19 protein-coding genes are annotated in these 22,860 nt (G+C 73.4%); 9 read left to right on the top strand and 10 right to left on the bottom strand.

Features of this window, described 5'->3' with window-relative positions; all coding sequences use genetic code 11:
• Positions 1-10: 10 nt before the first annotated feature.
• The 5 genes from ACLQ27_RS25040 to pdxY all read left to right on the top strand — a co-directional run bounded on the left by ACLQ27_RS25040 (position 11) and on the right by pdxY (position 5,836).
• Positions 11-1,360: an NtaA/DmoA family FMN-dependent monooxygenase gene (locus tag ACLQ27_RS25040; RefSeq protein ID WP_425868925.1), complete on the top strand. Its 1,350-nt coding sequence runs from the start codon at positions 11-13 to the stop codon at positions 1,358-1,360.
• Positions 1,361-1,370: 10 nt separating this feature from the next.
• On the top strand, positions 1,371-2,438 hold the full coding sequence (locus ACLQ27_RS25035; RefSeq protein ID WP_357489654.1) for an LLM class flavin-dependent oxidoreductase: 1,068 nt from the start codon (positions 1,371-1,373) through the stop codon (positions 2,436-2,438).
• Positions 2,439-2,456: 18 nt separating this feature from the next.
• The gene (locus tag ACLQ27_RS25030; RefSeq protein WP_425868922.1) at positions 2,457-3,584 is read left to right on the top strand and encodes an LLM class flavin-dependent oxidoreductase; all 1,128 of its coding nucleotides are present in this window, start codon (positions 2,457-2,459) and stop codon (positions 3,582-3,584) included.
• Positions 3,585-3,972: 388 nt separating this feature from the next.
• Positions 3,973-4,758, top strand: coding sequence for a S1 family peptidase (locus ACLQ27_RS25025; protein WP_234581725.1), 786 nt, complete (start codon positions 3,973-3,975; stop codon positions 4,756-4,758).
• Between the two features lie 226 nt (positions 4,759-4,984).
• Positions 4,985-5,836 (top strand): pyridoxal kinase PdxY, encoded by an 852-nt coding sequence (gene pdxY, locus ACLQ27_RS25020; protein ID WP_425868920.1) that lies wholly within the window; start codon positions 4,985-4,987, stop codon positions 5,834-5,836.
• A 45-nt stretch (positions 5,837-5,881) separates the two neighbouring features.
• Here pdxY and ACLQ27_RS25015 read toward each other — a convergent pair whose 3' ends face one another.
• Complete coding sequence (locus ACLQ27_RS25015) at positions 5,882-6,808, bottom strand: acetamidase/formamidase family protein (protein WP_234581723.1); 927 nt, start codon at positions 6,806-6,808, stop codon at positions 5,882-5,884.
• 126 nt (positions 6,809-6,934) lie between these two features.
• Complete coding sequence (locus tag ACLQ27_RS25010; RefSeq protein WP_425868918.1) at positions 6,935-8,008, bottom strand: hypothetical protein; 1,074 nt, start codon at positions 8,006-8,008, stop codon at positions 6,935-6,937.
• A gap of 379 nt (positions 8,009-8,387) precedes the next feature.
• Between ACLQ27_RS25010 and ACLQ27_RS25005 the strand changes: the two genes are divergently transcribed.
• Positions 8,388-9,122, top strand: a complete 735-nt coding sequence (locus ACLQ27_RS25005; RefSeq protein ID WP_357489665.1) for a cellulose binding domain-containing protein — start codon at positions 8,388-8,390, stop codon at positions 9,120-9,122.
• 35 nt (positions 9,123-9,157) lie between these two features.
• Here the strand turns inward: ACLQ27_RS25005 and ACLQ27_RS25000 are convergent, their stop codons facing one another.
• From ACLQ27_RS25000 to ACLQ27_RS24965, 8 genes are all read right to left on the bottom strand, one after another.
• Positions 9,158-9,955, bottom strand: coding sequence for an SAM-dependent methyltransferase (locus tag ACLQ27_RS25000; RefSeq protein ID WP_357574872.1), 798 nt, complete (start codon positions 9,953-9,955; stop codon positions 9,158-9,160).
• A gap of 113 nt (positions 9,956-10,068) precedes the next feature.
• Positions 10,069-10,449: a YccF domain-containing protein gene (locus ACLQ27_RS24995; protein WP_234581719.1), complete on the bottom strand. Its 381-nt coding sequence runs from the start codon at positions 10,447-10,449 to the stop codon at positions 10,069-10,071.
• Between the two features lie 44 nt (positions 10,450-10,493).
• The gene (locus tag ACLQ27_RS24990) at positions 10,494-11,228 is read right to left on the bottom strand and encodes a cellulose binding domain-containing protein (protein ID WP_357489669.1); all 735 of its coding nucleotides are present in this window, start codon (positions 11,226-11,228) and stop codon (positions 10,494-10,496) included.
• A 69-nt stretch (positions 11,229-11,297) separates the two neighbouring features.
• Complete coding sequence (locus ACLQ27_RS24985) at positions 11,298-11,678, bottom strand: DUF742 domain-containing protein (protein ID WP_357489671.1); 381 nt, start codon at positions 11,676-11,678, stop codon at positions 11,298-11,300.
• Entirely contained in the window at positions 11,656-12,105 is a 450-nt protein-coding gene (locus ACLQ27_RS24980) for a roadblock/LC7 domain-containing protein (protein ID WP_234581717.1), read from the bottom strand. The genes ACLQ27_RS24985 and ACLQ27_RS24980 overlap by 23 nt, the downstream gene beginning before the upstream one ends.
• Positions 12,102-14,102 carry a nitrate- and nitrite sensing domain-containing protein gene (locus ACLQ27_RS24975; protein ID WP_425868914.1) on the bottom strand — a complete coding sequence of 667 codons (2,001 nt, stop codon included), beginning with the start codon at positions 14,100-14,102 and terminating at the stop codon, positions 12,102-12,104. The genes ACLQ27_RS24980 and ACLQ27_RS24975 overlap by 4 nt, the downstream gene beginning before the upstream one ends.
• A gap of 43 nt (positions 14,103-14,145) precedes the next feature.
• Entirely contained in the window at positions 14,146-16,722 is a 2,577-nt protein-coding gene (locus tag ACLQ27_RS24970; RefSeq protein ID WP_425868912.1) for a LuxR C-terminal-related transcriptional regulator, read from the bottom strand.
• Positions 16,723-16,727: 5 nt separating this feature from the next.
• Complete coding sequence (locus ACLQ27_RS24965) at positions 16,728-17,993, bottom strand: Hsp70 family protein (protein WP_425868910.1); 1,266 nt, start codon at positions 17,991-17,993, stop codon at positions 16,728-16,730.
• 297 nt (positions 17,994-18,290) lie between these two features.
• Between ACLQ27_RS24965 and ACLQ27_RS24960 the strand changes: the two genes are divergently transcribed.
• From ACLQ27_RS24960 to ACLQ27_RS24950, 3 genes are all read left to right on the top strand, one after another.
• On the top strand, positions 18,291-19,178 hold the full coding sequence (locus ACLQ27_RS24960) for an IniB N-terminal domain-containing protein (protein WP_425868908.1): 888 nt from the start codon (positions 18,291-18,293) through the stop codon (positions 19,176-19,178).
• 115 nt (positions 19,179-19,293) lie between these two features.
• Positions 19,294-21,150, top strand: a complete 1,857-nt coding sequence (locus ACLQ27_RS24955) for a dynamin family protein (RefSeq protein ID WP_425869101.1) — start codon at positions 19,294-19,296, stop codon at positions 21,148-21,150.
• Entirely contained in the window at positions 21,147-22,607 is a 1,461-nt protein-coding gene (locus ACLQ27_RS24950; RefSeq protein WP_425868906.1) for a hypothetical protein, read from the top strand. The genes ACLQ27_RS24955 and ACLQ27_RS24950 overlap by 4 nt, the downstream gene beginning before the upstream one ends.
• The last annotated feature ends 253 nt before the right edge of the window (positions 22,608-22,860 follow it).

Below are 22,860 nucleotides of genomic sequence, written 5' to 3'. Positions count from 1 at the left end.
GGAGACCGCCATGCCCAAGCAGATAATCCTGGCCGCGCACTTTCCCGGCGTGAACAACACCACCGTGTGGAGCGATCCGGACTCCGGCAGCCAGATCGACTTCTCCTCCTTCGTCCACCTGGCCCGCACGGCGGAACGGGGCAAGTTCGACTTCTTCTTCCTCGCCGAAGGGCTTCGTCTGCGCGAGCAGCGGGGCCGCATCCACGACCTGGACGTGGTCGGCCGCCCGGACACGTTGACCCTGCTCTCCGCCCTCGCCGCGGTCACCACCCACCTGGGCCTGGCCGGCACGCTCAACACCACCTTCCGGGAGCCGTACGAGCTGGCCCGGCAGTTGGCCAGCCTCGACCACCTCTCCGGTGGGCGGGCCGCCTGGAACGTCGTCACGACTTCCGACGCGTTCACCGGGGAGAACTTCCGCCGGGGCGGTTACCTCGACCGTTCGCTGCGCTACGAGCGGGCCGCCGAGTTCGTGCGTACCGCCCGGACGCTGTGGGAGTCGTGGCCGGCGGAGGCGATCGTGGGGGCCCGGGACACCGGCCGGTACGTCACGGACGCCGACCCGGGCGCCTTCACCCACCACGGCGACCAGTTCGACATCGCCGGGCACTTCACCGTGCCGCGCAGCCCGCAGGTACACCCGGTGATCCTGCAGGCCGGCGACTCGCCCGACGGGCGCGAGTTCGCGGTGTCCAGCGCCGATGCGATCTTCTCCCGACACGGCACCCTGGAGGCCGGTCAGGAGTTCTACCGGGACGTGAAGTCCCGGCTGGCCCGGTACGGCCGTCGCCCCGACGAGTTGAAGATCATTCCCGGGGTCACCTTCGTCCTCGGCGACACCGACGCCGAGGCACAGGAACGCGCCCACCACATCCGCCGCCAGCAGGTCAGCCCGCAGACCGCGATCCTGCTCGTGGAGCAGCTGTGGAACCGGGACCTGTCCGGGTACGACCCCGACGGCCCGCTTCCCGCCGAGGACCCGGACGTCAGTGCCGACACGATCAGCAGGGGCCGGGCCGGCATGTACCCCGACCCGGTCGCCACCGCCCGGCAGTGGCGGGCCCTGGCCGAGGAGAAGGGCCTCGGCATGCGTGACCTGGTCATCGAGGTCACCGGTCGGCAGTCGTTCGTCGGCACCGCGCGGCAGGTCGCCGAGCGGATGAACCACTTCGTGCAGTCCGACGCCGCCGACGGGTTCATCCTGGTGCCGCACCTGACCCCGGGCGGTCTCGACGAGTTCGTCGACCGGGTCGTCCCGCTGTTGCAGGAGCGCGGCGTGTTCCGCGCCGAGTACACCGGCACCACCCTGCGTGACCACCTCGGCCTCGGCCCCGCCCGCCCCCGACCCCGCCGAAAGTGATGGTCGCCGCATGAAGTTCCTGTTGATAACCCTGATCACCCACCTGCCCGATCCGGTCACCGGTCGTCGCCGCAGCACCACCGAGCGGTTCCGCGAGGTGGTGGACACCGCCGTTCTCGCCGAGGAACTCGGCTTCGACGGGTTCGGCGTCGGCGAGCGGCACGAACGTCCCTTCATCTCCTCCTCGCCGCCGGTGGTGCTGAGCCACATAGCGGCCCGGACCGCCACGATCCGGCTCTTCACCGCGGTCACCACCCTGAGCCTGCTCGACCCGGTCCGCGCCTACGAGGACTACGCCACCCTCGACCATCTCTCCGACGGCCGACTCGAACTGATCATCGGCAAGGGCAACGGCGCCGCGCAGGCGCAGCTCTTCCACGTCACCGCCGACGACCAGTGGGACCGCAACCGGGAGGGTTACGAGCTGTTCCGTCGGCTCTGGCGGGAGGAGAAGGTGACCTGGTCCGGGACGTACCGACCGTCGCTGACCGAGGCCGAGACCTGGCCCCGCCCGCTGCAACAGCCCATCCGGGTCTGGCACGGCAGTGCCACCAGCAGGGAGTCGGTCGACCTCGCGGCCCGCCACGGCGATCCGATCTTCTCCGCCAACGTCACCAACCCCATCGAGCCCTACGCTGACCTCATCCGCCACTACCGGGAACGGTGGGTCCACTACGGACACGACCCGGCGGACGCCCTCGTCGGCGCCGGGACCGCGGGGTTCCACGTGGCGCGCACGTCGCAGGAGGCGGTCGAGAGGTATCGGCCGATCTTCGACGCCCGGCTCGCCGCGTTCCGCCGGCTCGGCGTCCCGCCGGTCTTCCACACCCTGTCCGACGCCATCGAGCGCAGCTCGATGCTTGTGGGAAGTCCGCAGCAGATCATCGACAAGGTGCTGCGCTACCACGAGCGGTTCGGCCACGAGGTCATCCACCTCCAGGCCGACCACGACGGGCTGACCGACAAGCAGCACCGGGAGAGCCTGGAGCTGTTCCAGGCCGAGGTGGCTCCGGTGCTGCGCCGCGAGATTCCCAGCCGCCCGTTCCGCGCGCCGGTGACCGCCGCCACGACGGCCTGACCAGAAACGGGGACCACCATGTCAGCGACCCCTCTGTCCGTTCTCGATCTCTCTCCGGTTCCCGCCGGCGGCACCGTCACCGAGGCGCTGCGCAACACCGTCGACCTGGCCGGCCGGGCCGAGCAGTCCGGCTACCACCGCTACTGGCTGGCCGAGCACCACCTCGCCGCAGGCGTGGCCAGTTCGGCGCCGGCCGTGCTCATCGGGCAGGTGGCCTCGGCCACCAGTGTGCTCCGCGTCGGCTCCGGCGCGGTCCAGGTCGGCCACCGCACCGCCCTGTCGGTGGTCGAGGAGTTCGGCACCCTCGCCGCCCTGTATCCGGGGAGAATCGACCTCGGCCTGGGCCGGTCCGGACAGCGGCGGGTGGAGGCCTCCCGGGAACCCGCCGCGTCCGCTCCGCCGCCGCAGGCCGAGGCCCGGGTGGTCGACGGGCTGCTGATCCCGCCGCCGTTCTCCTACGCCAGCGTGCTCGCCTCTCCACGATTCGCCCTGACCAGCGCGCTGCTGCACCAGCCGGGGGCGCAACCGCCGGCCTTCGCCGACCAGGTGGCCGACGTCCTGGCCCTGCTGCGCGGCGACTACACCGACGCCGACGGCCTGGACGCGCACGCCGTTCCGGGGGAGGGCGCCGACCTGCGGGTGTGGCTGCTGGGCAGCAGCGGCGGGGAGAGCGCACAACTCGCCGGCGCGCTGGGCCTGCCGTTCGCCGCCAACTACCACGTCAGCCCCTCCTCGGTGCTCGACGCGGTCGCCGCCTACCGGGCCGCGTTCCGGCCCTCGGCCGGATTGGCGCAGCCGTACGTGGTGGTCTCCGCCGACGTGGTGGTCGCCGAGACCGACGAGGCCGCACGCCGTCTCTCCGCGCCGTACGGGCCCTGGGTGCGCAGCATCCGCAGTGGCGAGGGCGCCATCCCGTTCCCCAGCCCGGAACAGGCCGCCGCGCTGCCCTGGACCGACGCCGACCGTCGGCTCGTCGCGGACCGGGTCGACACGCAGTTCGTCGGATCACCCGGCACGGTCACCGAGCGGCTGCGGGCCCTGCGGGACGTCACGGACGCCGACGAGCTGCTGATCACCACGATCACGCACGCGCACGCCGACCGGATCAGCTCCTACGAGCTGCTCGCCAAGGAGTGGCGGGACTGACCGCGCTCCGCGCCGTCGGCGGCTGCCGGTTCCCCTGGTCGTCGGGGGCTGCCACAATGACTGTGGCGCCCGTCGATACGCCGGGCCCGGGGGAAGCCCTCCGCGGAGCGCGGATGGTGGGGCTCTAACCCGGAGGCCGCGATGGACCTTGTCCCCGACACCAGCGCCCTTTCCAGCCTTGTCGATCTGCTCGGCTCCTGGCCGTCGGCGCCGACCGTGGCCGTCGCCCGGATCGGCGTGGCCGGCGCGAGGACGACGCCTCGGCCCCATAACGCGGGGATACGACCCAGCGGGGATGACCCGCAACATCCATGCATCTCAATATGCTGATCGCTATCTCGACTCGAGGCGCGCTCACAAGGCGTGCCGTCCGGATGCGGAGGAATGCATGGTTCGCTGGCGTACCCTCACCGGCCTGGTGGCCGCCGCGCTGGCCGCGGCCAGCCTCACCCTCGCGGCGCCCGCTGCCGCGGCCGACAACCCCGTCACGCCGAACGTCGTCGGCGGCACCCGCGCCGCGCAGGGTGAGTTCCCGTTCATGGTGCGGCTCTCGATGGGGTGCGGCGGGGCCCTCTACAGCTCCCGGCTGGTGCTCACCGCGGCGCACTGCGTGGGCTCGACCGGCACCAACACCAGCATCACCGCGACACTCGGGACCGTCGACCTCCAGTCGTCCAGCCGGATCACCGTCCGGTCCAACTACGTCTACCGCGCTCCCGGCTACAACGGCTCCGGAAAGGACTGGGCGCTGATCCGCCTGGCCACCCCCGTGACCGGGCTGAGCACGTTGAAGATCGCCACCACCACCGCGTACGACAGCGGCACCTTCACCATCGCCGGCTGGGGCGCCGCGCGCGAGGGCGGCAGCCAGCAGCGGTACCTGCTCAAGGCCACCGTGCCGTTCGTCAGCGACTCCACCTGCAACTCCAACTACGGCGGCGACCTGATCCCCGCCGAGGAGATCTGCGCCGGCTACGCCAGCGGCGGTACGGACACCTGCCAGGGCGACTCGGGTGGCCCGATGTTCCGCCGCGACGCCACCAACGCGTGGATCCAGGTCGGCATCGTCAGCTGGGGCAACGGTTGCGCCCGACCCAACTACCCGGGCGTCTACACGCAGGTGAGCTACTTCGCCTCGTCGATCGCCTCCGCCGCGGCGAGCCTCGGCGGCTGACGACCCGCTGACGGAGGACCTCGGGCGGCTCGGACGACACGGTCCGGGCCGCCCGGGGGCGTGCTCTGCGGGTGGCACCGCACGCCCGACCGCGCTGTGGTGGCGCCGGCTCGCGGGTCGGCCGTGGCGCGGCCCGTCCGGCGCGTACCGGTTGGCCGGAGTGGGCCAGCCGACAGATTCGGCGGGCCGTGCGCCGCGTCTCGTCGAAGGCAGCCATGATGGGTCGGTGCAGATCCTGTCCATCCAGTCGTCGGTCGCCTACGGCCATGTCGGCAACTCCGCCGCCGTCTTTCCCCTCCAGCGACTCGGGCACGAGGTCTGGCCCGTCCTGACGGTCCACTTCTCCAACCACACCGGGTACGGCGCGTGGCGCGGGCCGCTGCTGGCCGCCGCCGACGTGGCCGAGGTGATCGCGGGCATCGCCGACCGGGGGGTCCTCGGTGGCGCCGACGCGGTGCTGTCCGGCTACCAGGGTGATCCGGCGATGGGCGCCGTGATCCTGGACGCGGTGGCCGAGGTCAAGGCCGCCAACCCGGCCGCCGTGTACTGCTGCGACCCGGTGATGGGCGACATCGGTCGGGGCATGTTCGTCCGACCCGGCATTCCGGAGTACCTGCGCGACACGGTCGTGCCGCGCGCCGACATCATCACGCCGAACCACTTCGAGTTGGACTTCCTCGCCGGCCGTACGACGTCCACGCTGGCGGAGGTGCTGGAGGCCGTCGACGTCGTTCGCGCCACCGGACCGCGGCACGTCCTGGTCACGAGCGTGCTGCACGGCGACGTGCCGGCGGACGCGCTGGAGGTGGTGGCGGTCTCCGACGAGGGCGCCTGGGCGGTGACCACGCCGCTGCTGCCGATCAATCCGAACGGCGGGGGTGACGTCACGGCAGCGCTGTACCTGGCGCACCTGTTGACCTCCGGCTCACCCGCTACCGCGTTGGAGCGCACCATCTCCTCGGTCTTCGCCGTCCTTGAGGCGACCCTCGCGGCGGGCACCCGGGAGATCCAGCTGGTCGCGGCACAGGACGCGATCGCCGAGCCGCCGGCGAGGTTCACCGCCCGCCGGCTGCGCTGACAGCGTCCGGCGTCGCGAAGCGGCACGGGCGGTCGCTGTGGCGGCTCAGCGCAGCGCGTCGTCGCGCAGCACCGCGTGCGCGCCGACGGTCTGGTTGACGATCTGGGTCACCCGCACGTCGACGACGACGCTGGCCAGCGCCACCGCGTCCGGTCGGCGGAGGCCGTGCAGCCGTTGCAGCAGGGTCAGCATCCCGTCCAGGGCCATGAACGTCGCGTCGTCGAGGGACGCGCCCACGCCCAGCGTCAGCCAGGCGTCGGCGGTGCGGGCCACCGGGCCGGTGACCGGGAAGTCGTCGCGGACGTCGAAGGTAAGCGTCACCTCGTCCATCGGGCACTCGATCGCCGTACCGCCGACCTCGCCGTCGCCCTGCGCGGCGTGCCCGTCCCCCACCGAGAACAGCGCCCCGTCGACCGGGATCGGCAGCAGCAGGGTGCTGCCGGCGGTCAGGTCCTTGCAGTCCAGGTTGCCGCCGCACGGCCGGGGCGGAATTGTCGAGTGCCTCCCCGGCTCGGCGGGCGGCATGCCGAGCACCCCCATGAACGGGCGCAGCGCCACCGTGTGGCCGTGCTGGTTGCGGCCGGTCAACGCCACCGGGTCCAGCTCCCAGGCGTGCACCACGCCGTCGGCCTCGACGCCGTAGCGCTTGTTGAACCCGCTCGGCCACCCGCCGGCCACAGTCGTTCCCCAGGCGCCCGGGACTATCGCGTCGATGCGTACCGCGAGGGTCTGGCCGGCCCGCGCGCCGCGGACCGCTACCGGCCCGGTCAGCGCATGCCCGTGATCGGGCCGATGCTGCGGGACCCGGGGCCGGTCCCGGTTCGCTCCGCCCGGGTAGGGGCCGGCCGACCACCAGCAGTCCAGGGTGCGGTAGGTGACGGTGTCGCCGGGGTCGATGGTGAGGGCCGGCGGACTGTCGGGGGAGAAGTGACCGTGCAGGGTCTCGTCACCGGGTGCGAGGGTGTGTCGCATCCGCGCAGGCTACGTGCTGGCGCGGCGCGGCGCGACCGCTCCGGGGCGGCCGACGCGCCCGGCGGCGGCGTGTGAGCCGGTGCGCGGCCGGCCCAGAACGGGCCGGCCGCGCAGGTGAGCCGTCGGTCAGTCGACGGTGGGCGCTGCTGTCCTGGCCGCCTCGGCCAGCGCCGCGGCGGCGCCGGCGTACGGGTTGTAGCTGTAGCTGCGCGCCAGCCCGGCCGGGACCGTGAAGTACTCGGCGGACAGCTTCGCCGGGTCGCTGGCCAGCTCGCCGCGCGCGGGTACGTCGTTGCCGTCGTCCCAGCCCCAGGGGGCGTTCGCGGAGTTCGCCGAGCAGCTCCAGGTGCCCGAGCCGCAGTCGCCGGAGGTGTCGCCGGCGAACGTGCCGAGGCTGGCGAACAGGTTCGCGTTGGTCCGCTGCGCCCACAGACCCCCGGCGGCGAAGATGTCGACGAGCTGGTACCGCACGTCGCGGTCGTCGCCGCTGCTCGGCGTCTCGGCCACCGTCGACGGGTAGTAGACCAGGCCGTCGCCGTTGATGGCGTACTGCGGATACGCCTTCAGGCCGTGCCCCTGCGCCTCCTGCGCGGTCACCGGGTGCGCGAAGGAGTCGTGCGGTGAGGTCTGGAACTGCAGGGTGCCGTCGACGCTCTCCCGGCCACTGGTCCAGGTGCTGCCGGCCGGCGTGTACGAGTAGAAGTCGCTGTGCGCGACAGTCACCGCGCCGCGCAGGACGCCGTACGGGGTACCGTCGCGCTCGATCGCGAAGAGAACTCCCTCGCCGTCGTTCTCGTGTTCGGTCTCGAAGAACGGGTGATCGGTCCAGTCCCGCGGGTGGAAGAACAGGTACGTGATGTACCAGTGGGTGCTCGTCTCCACGACCGAGTAGTACGCGTGCGCCGCGAGGGAGGTGCCGGACTGGCCGGCACGGTCCCAGTTGTTGCGCCCGGACAGGTCGCCGTCGAAGTCCACGGCGGTGAGATAGTCGGACTGACCGCCCAGGGCGTGGGTGCCGGTGGCGTCGACGTCCTGGTAGTGCACGGGCGCCCAGCGCAGGGCCAGCTCGGCACGGCTGACGGCGGCGGTGGCGGGTTCCGGCGCCGCGAGCGGGGCGACGGTGAGTGCCGCCACGGCGGCCGTCGCGGTCAGTGCCCTCGCCACCCGGGATCGCCGGTTCGTGCTGCTTCTGTCACGCATGGTGTGCTCCCGCATCGAATTGACAGGCCACGATGGATGATCGTCGGTTCAGGGGACCGGCACGTGTCCCCGCGGCGAGGAGCAGGCAGCCGCTTCTCGACGGGCTTGCGTCGACGACCCGCTGCCGCCGCCGCTCACCGGTGGGCGCGCTTGTATCGACGGTTGTCGAATGCGATGCTGTGCTTCGCGCGCTCGGGGAGCCGGCGCGTCAGGTCTTTTCCGGATGCGGGGACGCGCGAGGTGGTCACACCACCCGCGCCGGGCAGTCCTCGTCAGCGGCCGCATGCCGATCGCCGTCGGGCGGCCGCCGCACGTCCGGCCCCGCACGGTCGGTCGCCCATCCTCGACCGCGACGGCGACGGTCTTCCCGGAGGTACCGATGCTCCGCATCTTCCTGGCAGTCACGACCATGGCGTTGGCCGGCTGGGCCGGCACGACCGGCTCCGCCGGGGCCGCGCCGGCCCCCACGCCCGTACCCACCCTGTCGCCGTCACCGACCCCGACCTGCCCGCCGGCCCTACCGATAGGCGTGTCGGTGACCGCGGTGACCACCACGAGCGTGACGCTGTCGTACTCGATCCTGTTCCGCCCGCCCTGCGGTTACAACCCGCCGATGACCGTCAGCCTCTTCGCCAGCCGGGAGGACGCCCAACAGTGGCAGGCGCCGGTGGCCCAGGCCGTCACCGGGCCGGAGACCAACGGGACCGTCACCGTCGGCCAGCTGACGCCCGACACCGAGTACTGGTACCGGGTCAGTGACGCCGATGGCCGGCGGGACCCGTACATGATCGGACCGGCCCGGACCGCCGCGCTGGCGGCGTGCCGGGCGACGGCCACCATCGACTCCCGCTGGGGCACCGGTTTCGTCGCCACGGTGACGGTGCGCAGCACCGGCACGCAGGCGCTGGACGGGTGGAGCGTCTCCTGGCGGTGGGCCGGCGACGAGCGCATCCAGACGGTCTGGCGCGGGGTCGCTGAGACGGCCGGCGCCGACGTCACGGTCCGCAACGCCTCCTACAACGGGACACTCGCGCCGGGCGGCGCGACGACGTTCGGCCTGCTCGTGACCACCAGCGCGGTTCCCGACGCTCTGCTGCTGGCCTGCGGTCGCTGACCGGTGACCGATGACCGGGCCGTGGCCCGCGCCCGTCAGGGTTTGCGGGCCACGGCGCCGTAGGCGTCGATCCCCTCGGCGTCGGCGTCGTCCGGGCGCCACAACGGGATCGGCACGAGGCCGGGCTCCACCATCGTCAGCCCGGAGAAGCAGCTGGCGAGATCCGTCGGGCTGCGCAGGATGTACGGCACACCACCGTTCTCGGCCAACCGCTGCGCGCCGGAGACCACCGCCGGACTGGTGTTGGTGCCATCCCAGAGCACCAGGTGGCTGCCGGACGCGGTCGCGTCCATCGTCCGAGCGACGATCGAGCGCACCACGGCCAGGTCCGGCTCGTACCCCAGCACACCCATGAACATGACAGCGATCGGTTGGTCGAAGTCCAGCGTCCGCGCCGCCTCGGCGAGGATCCTCTCCGGGTCGTGGTAGTCGGCCGGGACGTACGTGGTGACGCCCTGCGCGGTCGTGCTGGCCAGCAACGCGCGCGCGTGCACGAGGACCATCGGGTCGTTGTCGACGTAGACGATCCGCGAGTCGGGCGCGACGCCCTGGGCGACCGCGTGGGTGTTCTGCATGGTGGGCAGGCCCGTGCCGATGTCCAGGAACTGCCGGATACCCGCCTCGGCGGCCAGATGGCGTACGGCCCGCACCAGGAACCGGCGGGACTGCTGTGCCATCAGGACGATCTCCGGGTAGACCTCGGCGACCGCGTCACCGGCCGCCCGATCGGACTGGAAGTTGTCCTTGCCGCCCATCCAGTAGTTCCAGATCCGCGCCGCGTGCGGCACGTCGGGCGCAAGCGTCGCGGTGAGTTCGGCGTCCGGGCCGGCCATGCCAGGCTCCAATCGGGGGTTCGACGGCGGGGGTGGCGCCTCAAAGTGTCCACTATCGACGGTGACGGTCCGGGCCGGGTCGCCCGTTGTTACGCGGGCGACCCGGCGACGGGTCACGGCGCGTCCACGACCTCCCGGCCCAGCGGCCAGAACGCGGCCGGGACGAGCTTGAAGTTGGCGATGCCGAAGGGAATTCCGATGATCGTGACGCAGAGCGCGATGCCCGCGAGAATGTGCGACAGGGCGAGCCACCAGCCCGCCAGCACCACCCACAGCACGTTCGCCAGCCCGGAGCCGACGCCCGCACCCGGCTTGGGCACCAGGGTGCGACCGAAGGGCCACAACGAGTAGACAGCGAGGCGCAACGAGGCGACGCCGAACGGGATGGTGACGACCAGGACGAAGCAGACCAGCGCGGCGAAGCCGTAGCCGATCGCCAGCACGAGGCCACCACCGAAGATGAGCCACAGGACGTTCAGGACGAAGCGAATCACCCCTTCAGCATGAGCGACGCGCGCCACCGGACGGCCGGCGGCCGTCAGTCCGGCAGCCCTGCGCAGGCCACCCCGTCGATCGTGCACGCCGTGGGCGTCGCGCCGACCGCCGCGCCGTTGACCCGGAACGTCACCCGGACCGAGGCGCTGCCCGGCACCTGCCCGGCGCTCCCGTCCGGCACGAACGTCCACACCGCGCCGTCCTGCGTGGCCCGCGCGCCCTGGACCGCGCTGACGCGCAGCGACTCCCGGGGCAGCGTGATGGCCAGCGTCCACTGTGCCACCGGAGCAGGCCCCGGATTGCTGACCGTCACGGCGGCGCCGTAGCTGAGCAGGGCCTTCTCCTCGATCGCGAAGTCGGCGGCGAGCGCGGCCGGGGTCGGCGACGCCGACGAGGGGGTCACCGCCGGCGCGCTGGTCGGCGGCTCGGCGTGCGGCGGGGCCGCGCTTGCCGACGGCGGCGCGGACGTGGGCGGGCTGCTGGCCGCCGGTATCGCCTGCCCCCGGGGCGTACCCGCCGCCGGGGTGCCCAACTGGTCCACCGACGGGGGCGGATCGAGGGTCACCGGCGCCAACTGCTCCGGCGTACGCACCACGCCGATGATGGAGACCACCGTCGCCACCACCACGCCGAGCGCCGCGAGCACGGCGATCCAGGTGGCCCGCGACACATCGCCCCGGCCGGTGACCACCCGCCGTACGGCTGCGGCGGCGGCCACGATCCGGTCCAGCAGAATGATCGCCACAGTACGCCGTGGCTGCGGCGGTGTTGCCGGCACTGCCTCTCCCCTTCACTTCATCACCGGACGCCAACCCGCGACCCATGGATCGCGGTGGCACCCGACCCGTCACAGGGCGCGCAACCCGACAAGTATCGACTCGAGCAGCTCCTGCGACGGCAGCTCCGACAGCGTCGGTGGTTCGTGCGTCTCGACCAGACCCGCCCCGAGCAGGTCACCGAGGAGGACCCGGACGGTGCCCAGGGGCAGATCCAGCTCGGCGCTGACCTCGGCCACCGACACTGGATGGTGACACAGCTCGACGATGCGCGCCTGTTCGGGGAAGAGTGCCGTGGGTGGTGTGGCCGACCGCCGCGCGACGACCAGCGAGATGAGGTCGAAGCGGCCCCGCTCGGGAGCGGTGCGCCCACCGGTCATCGTGTACGGACGGGCCACCGGGCCGGCGTCGTCGTCGTACCACGCCTCGTCAGCGGAGTTGGCGCTGTGCACCGGATTCCCCGCTTCTCGCCGCGGAGGCGGGGCTCAGGGTGATCGGCAGGTGCCGTTCGGCCTGCCCCACGAAGAGCGCGACCTCGTACGCCATGTCACCCACCTCGGTCTCGTCGCCGGCGATCCGGACGGTGAGGATCGTCCCGTTTCCGATGGTGGCGACGAACAGGAACGCCCGCGACATCTGCACGACGATCTGGCGCAGCCCGCCCGCGTCGCAGGTGCGGGTGGCGGCCAGCCCCAATGCCAGCAGGCCCGCGACCACGCCGGAGATCTGTTCGGCCAGCTTCGCCTCCACCCGTCGGGAACTGCCGAGCGGGAGCCCGTCCGGGGAGAGCACCACGGCGAACTCCGCCCCGCGTACCCGGTCGACCAGACGGTCCAGCGCGCCGGTCAGGCTGTCCGCGGTGACCACTGCATGCGTCATCGATGTCTCCTCGTTGCTCTCGTGACCGGCAGCTCGACGGTGTCGGGGCCGGTGCTGCCGGGGTCGGGCCACCTGAGCCCGGATTCGGGCCCGGCGGCCCGGGACTGGCGGACCCGCATCGGCAACTCGCCCGTGCCGCCCGCCCCGCCCGTCCTGGCCGCGTCGGGCGCGTCGGGCCCGTCGTGACCCGGCCGGTGCGCGGGCCCGGGGACCGCCACGGCAGGTCCGCCGGTCACCGTGACCAGTTCCGCAGGCAGGTGCACGATCGCGGCCGTCCCGCCGCGCCGACTGGGCCGCAACGTGACGCGGGCACCGCAGCGGGCGGCCAGCAGGGCGACCGTGTGCAACCCCGTGGCGTCGGCGGGCGGGTGGGTGGGCGGGTTCGTGAGCAGGTGATTGGCCTCGCTCAACGCGGTCTCGTCGAGGCCGGGACCGTCGTCGACCACCACGACCGCGCAGCCGTGCGGCCGGTGCTCACCAGCGACCCGGACTGTGGTGTCGGTGCCCGAGAAGGTCAGGGCGTTCTCGATCAGCTCGGCCAGCAGGTGCACGACGTCCGTGACGGCGGGCCCGGCGAGCGACCACGGCCAGTGCGGCGCGACCAGGACGCGGTGGTATTCCGGCACCTCGGCGACCGCGCCGCGCGTGACGTCGAGCAGGGGGACCGGACGTCGCCAGCGGCGGGCCGGGGTCGCGCCGGCGAGGGTGATCACCTTCTCGACGTTGCGGCGGATCCGGGTGGTGAGGTGGTCGAGCTGGAACAGCTCGTCGGCCTCCTCGGCGCTGCGCTCCCGCCGCTGCATCGCGTCCAGCAGGTCGAGCTGATCGCGCAGCAGGACCTGGTTGCGCCGGGTGACCCGCACCAACAGGTCCCCGGCGCGACGGTCCTCGACCGGCCCGCTGATGGTTTGTTCGGCGGGCGGCTGGTCGTCGGCGGGTGGTGCCGGCACTGGCTCGGGTCGGCTCGGGTCGGTGCCCGGGCGGGCCCGCCCGTCGGTCAGACGGCGCACGGTGGCGGCCCAGCCGAGCAGCACCGCCAGCACGGCGATCAGCCCGAGCCCCACCACCGCGCCGGTCCGCCCGACGATCACCGCCGCCCCCGGCGTGGCCCGTTCGACGCTCCCGCGGGCGGTGGTCGTCACCAGCTCGTGCAGAGCGCCGAGCGCGGCGTCCGCCGTCGTCCGCCAGTCCGCCGCGCTGATCCCGCGCAGCGCGTCGGCCCGGTCCGTCCGCAGCAGCGCGTCCTCCACCGCGAGCAGGCCCGCGAACTCCGGGGCCGCCGCGAGACGCTGGTGCGCCCCCCGGCCGCCGGCCGGCAGGCCGGCCGCAGCCTCGGCGCGGGCGTACCGCTGGGTGGTCACCAGCTCGACCAGCCGGCGCCGCTCCTCGGCGGTGATCCGACCGCTCAGGACGGCCGCGCTGATCAGGGTGTCCTCCCGGGCGAGCAGCTCGCGGGCGCGGGCCAGCGCGATCACCGCGCGGGTCTCGATCGCCAACCTGCTCTCGTACGCGCCCCACTCCGGTCCGTACACGTCGAAGGCGGCGTCGACGAGCTGGTCGTACCCGTCGGTCGCCTTGGTGCGGTCGAGGTACCCGGCGTCCACCTGGGACCGGACGGCGCCGAGCCCGTTCAACCGCCGCACGAGCGCCTCGGCCCGATCACGCACCGCCCCGGCGCTGAGCAGGCGCAGATCGCGGCCGGCCGGAAACGCCCGGACGTCCGCCGTCGCCCGGTCGGTCACCTCGCGCGCCCCGGCCAGCGCGGTCCGCGCCGGCGCCGACCCGGCCAGCGCCTCGGCGGTCACCCGGCGCTCGGTCTGCAGGCTGAGGATCAGCCGGTCGATGGGCTGGCCCAGGGTGTCGGCCAGGGTCCGCACCCGCAGCAGGTCGACCGCGTCCTGACCGGTCAGGTAGGCCGCGTACGACCAGAGCGTGAGCAGCACCGCCGCCGCGGCGACGAACCGGACCCGCAGTCGCCGTTCGGGGTTGTGCGTCACGTCGCGCTCCGCCCGGTTCGCGGTGACCCGTGGCACGTCCGGCTCATCGCGCCGACCGCTGCGGCCAGGGCTGCCCGGCGGCGTCGCTGGCCCGGTCGGCGACGACGGTCCGCAGCAGGGCCAGCAGCTCGGCACGGTTCGCGCAGTTCAACCGGTTGCGCATGCGGGCCACGTGGTGCTCCACGGTCTTCGCCGAGATGAAGAGCCGATCACCGATCTCCCGGTAGGTCAGCCCGGTCAGCACCAGCTCGGCCACCTCGTACTCCCGGTCGCTGAGCCCCTGCTGGGTGGGGGCGGCGATGGCGTCGGCCGCCGGGGTGGCGCTCTCGCCGGCGGGCGGTCGCGGCCCACCGGTGGCGGCGGCCGGCCGGCCCTGGAGCACGCGGGCGCATTCGAGCAGGGTGGTCATCGCCCGCCGGTCCGAGGTGCGGATCGCGGCCTGCCCGGCGAGGCGCGCGCCGTCCCAGCACAGTCCGGTGTCGTGCAGGCCACGGGCGGCGGCCTCCACCCGCACCGGGTCGACCACGCCCCGCAGCACCTCGACCCAGCTCTCGGCGGCCGCGGCGACAACTGCGGCGTAGCGGCTGTGGTCGGCGGCGGCCAGCAGGGCGGCGACGTGGTCGTCGGCGGCCGTCGGCTCGCCGCTCAGGATGGCCGCGTGCAACCCGCTCCAGTGCAGCGGAACGCTCCACAGTGTCGGAGCGCCGAGCCGGTCGAGCAGCGCGCGACCCTCCCGCAGGTACGGTGCCAACCGGGCCGCGTCGCCCAGTCGTGCGCCCGCGATGGCCAGTTCGCCAAGTGGCAGCAGCGTGAACAGGTCGACGGGATGGCGGACCACCGCCTCCAGGGCCTGCCCCCACCCTCGCTTGAGCGCGCCGAGGTCGCTGGTGCGCCGACCGATGCCCATCCGCAGCGCGGCGGCGAAGAGCAGGTCACGGGACTCCAACGGCCGTTCGTCGGCGGTCACCGTGGCGAGGCGTTCGGCGGCGGCGAGCGTCTGGCCCCGGACCATCAGGATCCAGGCCTGCAACAGCCGGTGTCGGCGGGCCATCAGCGGACCGCCGACCCCGGCGGCCTGCGCCCGGTGCAGCACCTGCTCGGCGATGTCCAGCTCGCCCGAGTGCACGGCGGTCAGGGCGGCCAGCGCGGCGGGACTGTCCGGCAGGAGCGCCGCCCGGCCGTCCGGCTCCAGCAGCGCGGCGGCCTGCACGAGCGCGGAGAGCGCGGCGCTCGGCGTGCCGGTGACGCTCTCGCGGACGCCCTGGGCCATCAGCCGGGCGGCGCTCGCGTGCAGTGTGGGCGGTTCGCCGGCCGACTCGTCCACCGGCGGCCCGGCTGCGGTCAGGTCGCCGGTGGCGAGCCCGCCGACGGTGGCGTACGCCAGCGACGATGCGGTGCCCGACCAGCGGTACAGCTCGACGCTGCGGCCGGTGTGGCCGCGGTGCGCCAGAGCGGTGGCGGCCACCACTGCTGCCTCGGCGCGGTCCGTCGGATCGGCTGCGGCCAGCAGCCGGTCCGCCAGGCGCAGCGCGTCGTCGAGGTTGCCGGCGAGCGCGGCGGCGAGCGCCTGCCGGGCGCTCGTCGGGTGTCCGGCCGCGGTTGCGGCGGCGAACAGATCGGCGGCGAAGGCCGGCTCGTCGGCAAGCGCCTCCTGCGCCGCCGCGGCAAGCGTCGGGGCGGGGCAGTCGCCGAGCACGCCCACCGCGAGCAGCGAGCGCACCAGCGGCAGCACCGGGCCGCCCCGGGCGAGCTGCAACTCGGTGAGGCGACGCCAGACCGCGCTGCGTTCGGTGGCCGGGCTGAGTGTGGTGACGGCCCGCCGGACGATCGGCGTGAGCCGGCCGTCGGCGCCGATCAGCCCGGCGGCCCGGGTCGTGGCGATCAGCTCGTCGACCGCCTCCGGCTCCTGGTCGAGCAGCGGGCCGAGCATGGTCACCGGCAGCGGTACGCCGGCTGCGACCGCGAGCAGCAGCCGTCGTACGGCGGTGGGCTGGATCTCCAGCTCCGGGGCGAACTCGAGGACGACGGACCGGGGCGGTTCGGTCGGGGCGCTGCTCAGGGCCGGGACCGCGCGCAGGCCACGGGTCAGCCGCTCGACGTCGCGGGGGACGCCACCGGTCTGCGTGTGCACGTAGTCGACCAGGTCGCCACGGTGCGCCAGCTCGGGCGCCGCGGCGGCGAGGTGGGCCGCGGTCTGCTCCCGCCCGTACGGGCCGAGCAGCACGGCCTGCCCTTCACGGCGCAGCACGTCGGTCAGCTCGGAGAGGGCCACCGACCGGGGCCAGGGCCGGTGGGCGACGACCAGTCGGTGCCGTCGGGTGGCGACCAGATCCAGCAGCACGCCGACCCGCTCGTCGTCGAGCAGGTGCGCGTCGTCGACCAGCAGCAGCTCGGCCGGGTCGACGGGATCGGTCGGCTCCGGTACGCCCGTGCGTACGGTGAGCCCGGCCCGTCGCCCGATGCGCGTCAGCTCGGCGAGCAGCGCGGTCTTGCCGTGGCCGGCGGGGCCGGCCAGGCCGACCAGGAGCGGGCCGGTCGGATCGTCGGCGACCCGGTCCAGCAGGGCCTTGGGCGCTCTGCCGAGCACCAGTCGGGACTCGACGACGTCATTCATGATCATTGTGGTCATCCTTCGCGTCCCCGGCTGAGCGTCAGTGCCAGACGGGACGCCTGCGGCAGGTCGAGGGGGAGGATCCGGACCGGAGGGCGCGGTGGCGGCTCGCCCGGATCGGTGGCGTGGTTCCGCGGCCGGCGCAGGGCCGGGATGGCGGCCCGGCCGGAGCTGGCGACCGGCGCCGGGTCGCGGACCGCAGGGGGGTGCCGGGGGCGGGGTGACACCACCTGGCAGGCCGCGCTCGCCGCCCCGGTGGCGGCGGTGAGCTGCGCGTCCGGCTCCACCTCGACCGGGACCGGAAGCGCCGCCGTGATCAGCTCGGTGACCAGCGGGATGCGGGCCGAGCCGCCGGCCAGCAGGACGCCGTCGAGCTGCGTCGGCGTCAGGCCGGCGCCCTGCACGGTGCGCAGCAGGAGGTCCACCGTGGCCTGCACGGTCGGGCGGATCATCGCCTCGAACTGCGCGCGGGTCACCGGTATCCGCGCCGGGCCGGTCGGCAGGCTCAACACCACGTCGGCGGCCAGCTCGACGGTCAGCGCCCGCTTGACCCGGTCACACTCGGCCGGCAGCCCGCGCAGGGCGGCCTGGTGCTCCCGACGGCCGGTGGCGGCCAACTCCCGCGACAGCACGGTGCGGACGTGGCTGGCCAGCAGTTCGTCGAAGTCGGCGCCGCCGATCGGGTCGAGACCCTGCGGGGTGCCGAAGCTCTCGTAGGTGCCGCGCGGGGTGCGCCGCACGAGGGCCGCCTCGAAACTGGCGCCCCCCAACGCGTAGACGGCGGCCGTGGTGCCGTCGAACCCGCGGGCCGCGTGGCTCTCGGCGACCGTGACGGTGCGGGGCGGCAGCGTGACGCTGCGCAGACCGAGGTCGGTGAGCGCCCGGTGCAGCAGCTCCCGCCGGTACGGCCGCCAGGCCGCCGGGTGGCTGAGCACGACCGCCTCGGCCGGACCGCCCTCGGCGGCCTGCACCTGCTCCACCACCCACGCCGCCAGTTCCGCGGTGAGCGTCTGCGGCGCGCACGGCTCGCCGCCGAGCAGCAGGGGCACGTCGTCGCCGATGCGGCGGACGAAGTCCCTGGTGGTGCGGCTGCCGTCGTCGGTGGCGGTCCCGCCGATGTGCAGGGCGCCGTCCTCGGCCAGGTGCAGCACCGACGGTACGAGGGGGGAGCCGGCGTTGAGCGGAACAGCCTCCGGGCGCGTCCAGGTCCGGCCGTCGCGCCGTGCGACGGCGGCGGCGGTGTTGGTGCTTCCGATGTCGATCCCCAGGACGTACGGCATCCGTCTCTTCTCTTTCCGCGAGTCGGCCCTCTGGTGGCGATGGCGCCGGCGCTGCCCGGCGACCCACCCCCGGCGAAACCCGCGGGCTCCTACGTTCGTACCAGAGATCGCTCCCTGGTCGGGACCCTAATCTGCCCGAGACGCTTTCCCCCAGTCCCCCTAACGGTGGAGCCGATCAAGGCCCTAACGCGGCGGGATCGGATGCGGGCCGAGCCCCGATGTCCGGGATCGGCCCCCGCAATAACGTCACTGTCGACGAACGACGGTCGCCGACGCCAATCCGAGGAGAACCGGCACATGGACTCGCAACAGACCCTCCACGACTTCGTGCTCGACCTGCTGACCAACCCCGACGCGCGGTCGGCCTTCGACCTCGACCCGGAGGGCGCGCTGCACGCCGCGGGGCTCAGTGACATCACGGCCGCCGACGTGCAGGACGTGGTGCCGCTCGTGGTCGACTACGCGCCGGGGCAGGGCCTCGCGCCGCTGGTTCCGGCCGTCGGGCAGCTCGGGTTCGACCCGCTGGTGACCGACGCCACCGATGTGGTCGGCCAGCTGCAGAGCGTGGCGCAGCAGATCAGCGTCACCAGTTCGCCGGCCGGCGTGGACGTCAAGGCCGGTGTGCTCGGCGCCATCGCCGTGGACCCGACGACCGTGGCCGCCGGGGTGACCGTGCTTCCGGGTGTCGGCCTGGGCATCGGCCCGAGCGGCCTCGACACCGACCTGACCGGTGTGGCCGACGTCGCGCACACCCTCGACGCGGACGTGGTGCAGCCGGTCGACGGCATCGCCGACCCGGTTCTGGGCGGCGTGACCGGCACCGTCGGGGACCCGACCGGTGTGCTCGGCGTCACCGACCCGGTACTCGGCGGCGACGTGACCGGCGGTGCCCTCTCCGGCGTGCACGGCCAGGTCGACGGCATCGTCGGCTCCCTGGGCGTCCACGACACCCTGGGTGGTCTGGGCCTCGGGCACGGTGCCGTCGGCGGCGTGGTGCCGCCGGTGGACGTCCCGTCCGTGGTGGGCGGTGTCACGCACCACGTGGACAGTCTCCTCCCCGGGGTCACCGGCACTGTCGGTGACGTGACCGGAGGGGTCACCGACGGTGTGACCGGCGACCTGCACGACGGGGGGCCCGCCTCGTCGGACCACGGGTTGCTCGGCATCACCGGCGGTCTGCTCTGACGGGAATTCCCGTTGGAAGCGGGAGGCCGGGTCGCCTCGGGCGGCCCGGCTCTCTCCGGTTTCCCTTCCGGTTCCTCTTGATAATTGAGCCGAAATCCGCACACTTGGTGCGGTGATGGCGGGGATCTGGTTGGACGTACTGGACGAGATCGCCCGGACGTGCAACACACACGGTCGCGGCGACCTGCTCCAGACGGTCCGCAACAAGCGTGCCCAACTGCTGGACCCGAAGCTGCGGGTCCTGGTCGTCGGCGAGCCGAACCAGGGCAAGAGTCAGCTCATCAACGCGATCATCAACGCGCCGGCGTGCCCGGTCGGTGACGGTCGCACCACGGTCCTGCCCACAGTGGTGCAGCACGCCGAGGCCGCCTCCGCTGCCGTCGTCCAGGCGCCGCAGGTTTCGGGACGGCCCGCCGCCGGCGCCTCGGCCGCGACGCTCGTCGAGCGGACCCCCCTGGCGCTCGACCAGGTCGCGGCCGGGGTGTCCGGCACGGTCGGACGGCGGCCGGGCGGCGGTCCGGCGTACGTCGAGATCGGCCTGCCCCGCGCGTTGCTCGCCGCCGGACTGGTGTTGGTGGACACTCCGGGCACCGACCAGGCGGCTGCGCTCGGTGGGGCCGCGGAGGTCGCCGCCTCCACCCGCGCCGACGCCGTGCTGCTGGTCTCGGACTCGACCCGGGAACTCTCGGTCGCCGAGCTGGACATGCTGCTGCACGTGACGCGGTCGCAGCCGAACGTGGTGGTGGTGCAGAGCAAGACCGATCTCGTGGCGGACTGGCGCGCGGTTGCCGAGCGCAACCGGCAGCACCTCGCCGACGCCGGCGTCGCGGCGCCGCTGATCCCGGTGTCGGCGACCCTGCGGCTGGGCGCTGCGGCGATCGACGACCGCGACCTCAATGCCGAGTCCGGTTTTCCGGCGCTGATCGCCCGCCTGCAGCGGGACCTGACGGGCAAGGCCGACCACCTGGCGCGGGCGTCGGTGCAGGCGGTGGCCCGTACGGTGGTGGAGCAACTGGCCGCGCCGCTGCGCGCCGAGCTGGCGACACAGGAGGCCGAGGAGCAGTCCGGGCCGATCTCCCGGCTGCACGCCGCCCAGCGGGAGGTCGACGAGCTGCGCCGCTGCTCCACCCGTTGGCAGAACACGCTCGCCGACGAGATGGCGGATCTGCTCTCCGACATCGAGTACGACCTGCGCGACCGCACCCGCCAGATCCTGCGTGCCGTGGACGAGGCGTTCGACACGGCGGACCCCCTCGTCGCCTGGGACACCTTCGCCGAGTGGCTGGAGCGCAGCCTCGTCGAGGCCGCGGAAGCCAACCACGAGTGGCTGATCCAGCGCTGCGACTGGATCGCCCGTCGGGTGGCCGCCAACTTCAACAGGTACGGCTACGACGTGCTGCCGCCCTGGTCGATGACGATGCCGGCGGATCTCGGCGACCGGCTGCCGGACCTGGAGCGACCGAGGATCGACCGGTTCACCACCGGCCAGAAGTTGTTCACGGGCATGAAGGGCTCGTACGGCGGCATGCTGATGTTCGGCCTCGCGACGACCCTGGCCGGAATGCCGATGATCAACCCGGTCTCGGTCGGCATCGGTGCGCTCTTCGGCGGCAAGAGCATCCGTGACGAGGGCAAGCAGCTGCTGCGCCGCCGGCAGGCGACAGTCAAGACGGCCATCCAGCGGCATGTCGACGAGTTCTTCGTCCGGATGGTCCGGGACTGCCGGGACGCCACCCGCCAGGTGCAGCGGATGCTGCGCGATCACTTCACGGGGCTGACCGAGGAGTTGCAGGAGGCCATCGTGCAGTCGTTCCGCAGCGCGAAGCAGGAGGCCGACACCGACGTCGCCCTGCGCGACCAGCGGCAGCGGGAGATCCGGCTGAAGATGACCCGCCTCGCCGCGCTCTACGAGCAGTCCCAGCAGCTGACCGGCGCCCGGTCCACACCTGTGCTGTTGGAGCCCCGGGCATGACGGTCGGGGTGCGGTTGGACGAGGCGGCGTGGGGGCTGCTGCACCAGGCCATGGACGTCTACCAGCACGACGCGCGGGCCGTCGCGCGGTTGCGGCACCAGGTGACGCGGTTGGAGCAGCCGCTGCGGATCGCGGTGGCCGGCCCCTGGCGTGCCGGCAAGTCGACGGTGCTGAACGCGTTGATGGGGGAGGAGGTCGCGCCGGTCGAGGGCGCGGACGGCGTCTTCACCTGGTACGAGGACGGCCCTTCGCCGCACGCCACCGCCTATCCAGTGGGCCAGCCTCCCCAGGAGCTGACTGTGGTCAAGTCGGCGACCGGGATGCGGGTGGATCTGGGTTGGCGGGTCGGGGAGGTGCGCGACATCGTGGTGCGGTGGCCGACGCGGGCGTTGCGGCAGGTGACGCTTATCGACACCCCGGCGCTCGCTGCGGTCGACGAGCAGGGCCACGCGCCGGTGCTGGACCGTGTGCTGCGGGACTCGGACGCGGTGCTGTTCCTGAGCCGCGACGGTCGCGACAGTGACCTGCGGGTGTTGGAGTCCGCTCGGGACAGTGTGGTCGGGCAGGCCGCCCCGGTGAATGTGATCATGGTGTTGTCCCGGGCGGACGAGGTGGGCGGCGGTCGGATCGACGGGCTGCTCACCGCCCGCCAGCTGGCCCGACGGCACCATCGGGATCCCCGGGTGGGCGCGTTGGCCGTGAACGTGGTGGCGTGCAGCGGCGCGATCGGCCTCGCGGGCCGGATGCTCAGCGAGTCCGACTTCGCCGCGCTCGCGACGCTGGCCGGGGCGTCCCGCGCCGAGTTGGAGGCCCACCTGCTCTCCGCCGACCGTTTCGTCCGTGGCGAACTTCCGGTGCACCTGGACCCGGAGGTGCGCGCCGGTCTGCTGGATCGGTTCGGGCTCTTCGGGATCCGGCTCGCGACGACCCTGGTGCGGGGCGGGTTCGACACCCGGGTGACGTTGTCGGCCGAGCTGATCCGGCGCAGTGGGCTCACCGAGCTGCGGGAGTCGATGACCCGCTGTTTCGTCGATCGGCGCGACACCCTCAAGGCACGTTCGGCGCTGGCCGCGGTGGAGGCCCTGGTGCGGGCCGAGCCGGTGCGTGGGGCCGACGAGCTGGTCGCCGCCATCGAGCAGATCCTGGCGGGCGCGCACGAGTTCCGGGAGCTGCGCCTGCTGGTGGCGCTGCGCAACGCCCGCCTCGGTTTCGACGCGGAGCTGGCGGCCGAGGCGCAGCGCCTGGTGGGCGGCGACGGGGTTGGCCTGGCCGCGCGGTTGGGCGTGGAGCACGAGGCGACAGTGCAGCGGCTCTGGGAGGTCGCCGCCGACGCTCAGTGGCGGTGGCGGGACCGGGCCGAGGATCCTCTGCTCCCGCTGGCCCAGCGCCGGGGCGCGGAGGTCGTCGTCCGCAGCTGTGAGGGGATGCTGGCCGAGCTGGCCGCGGGCGGTCGCTGAGCGCCGCGCATCGGTGCTGTCCAGCCCGGACGCCCCGGTCGGCGTGTTCCCTTTCGGTCAACCCATTGACAGGGCCGTGGCCGCCCGGAAACATCTGCCCAACATCCACCGGGTCTGCCCTCGCTTGTCACGCACGTCCGATGACAACGATGTCAGGCCCGACCCGTCCCTCCACTGTCGACCGCAGCAGCCACCGTCCCCTTCGCCCAGCCGTACGACGTACTCGACCGGATCGAGTCGAAAGGCCCCGCCC

Origin of the sequence: Micromonospora sp. DT63, from assembly GCF_049841615.1 — a bacterium.
Classification (GTDB): Bacteria; Actinomycetota; Actinomycetes; order Mycobacteriales; family Micromonosporaceae; genus Micromonospora.
Note: the sequence above shows the minus strand (reverse complement) of the source record. Positions and strands in the feature narration are given on the sequence as shown.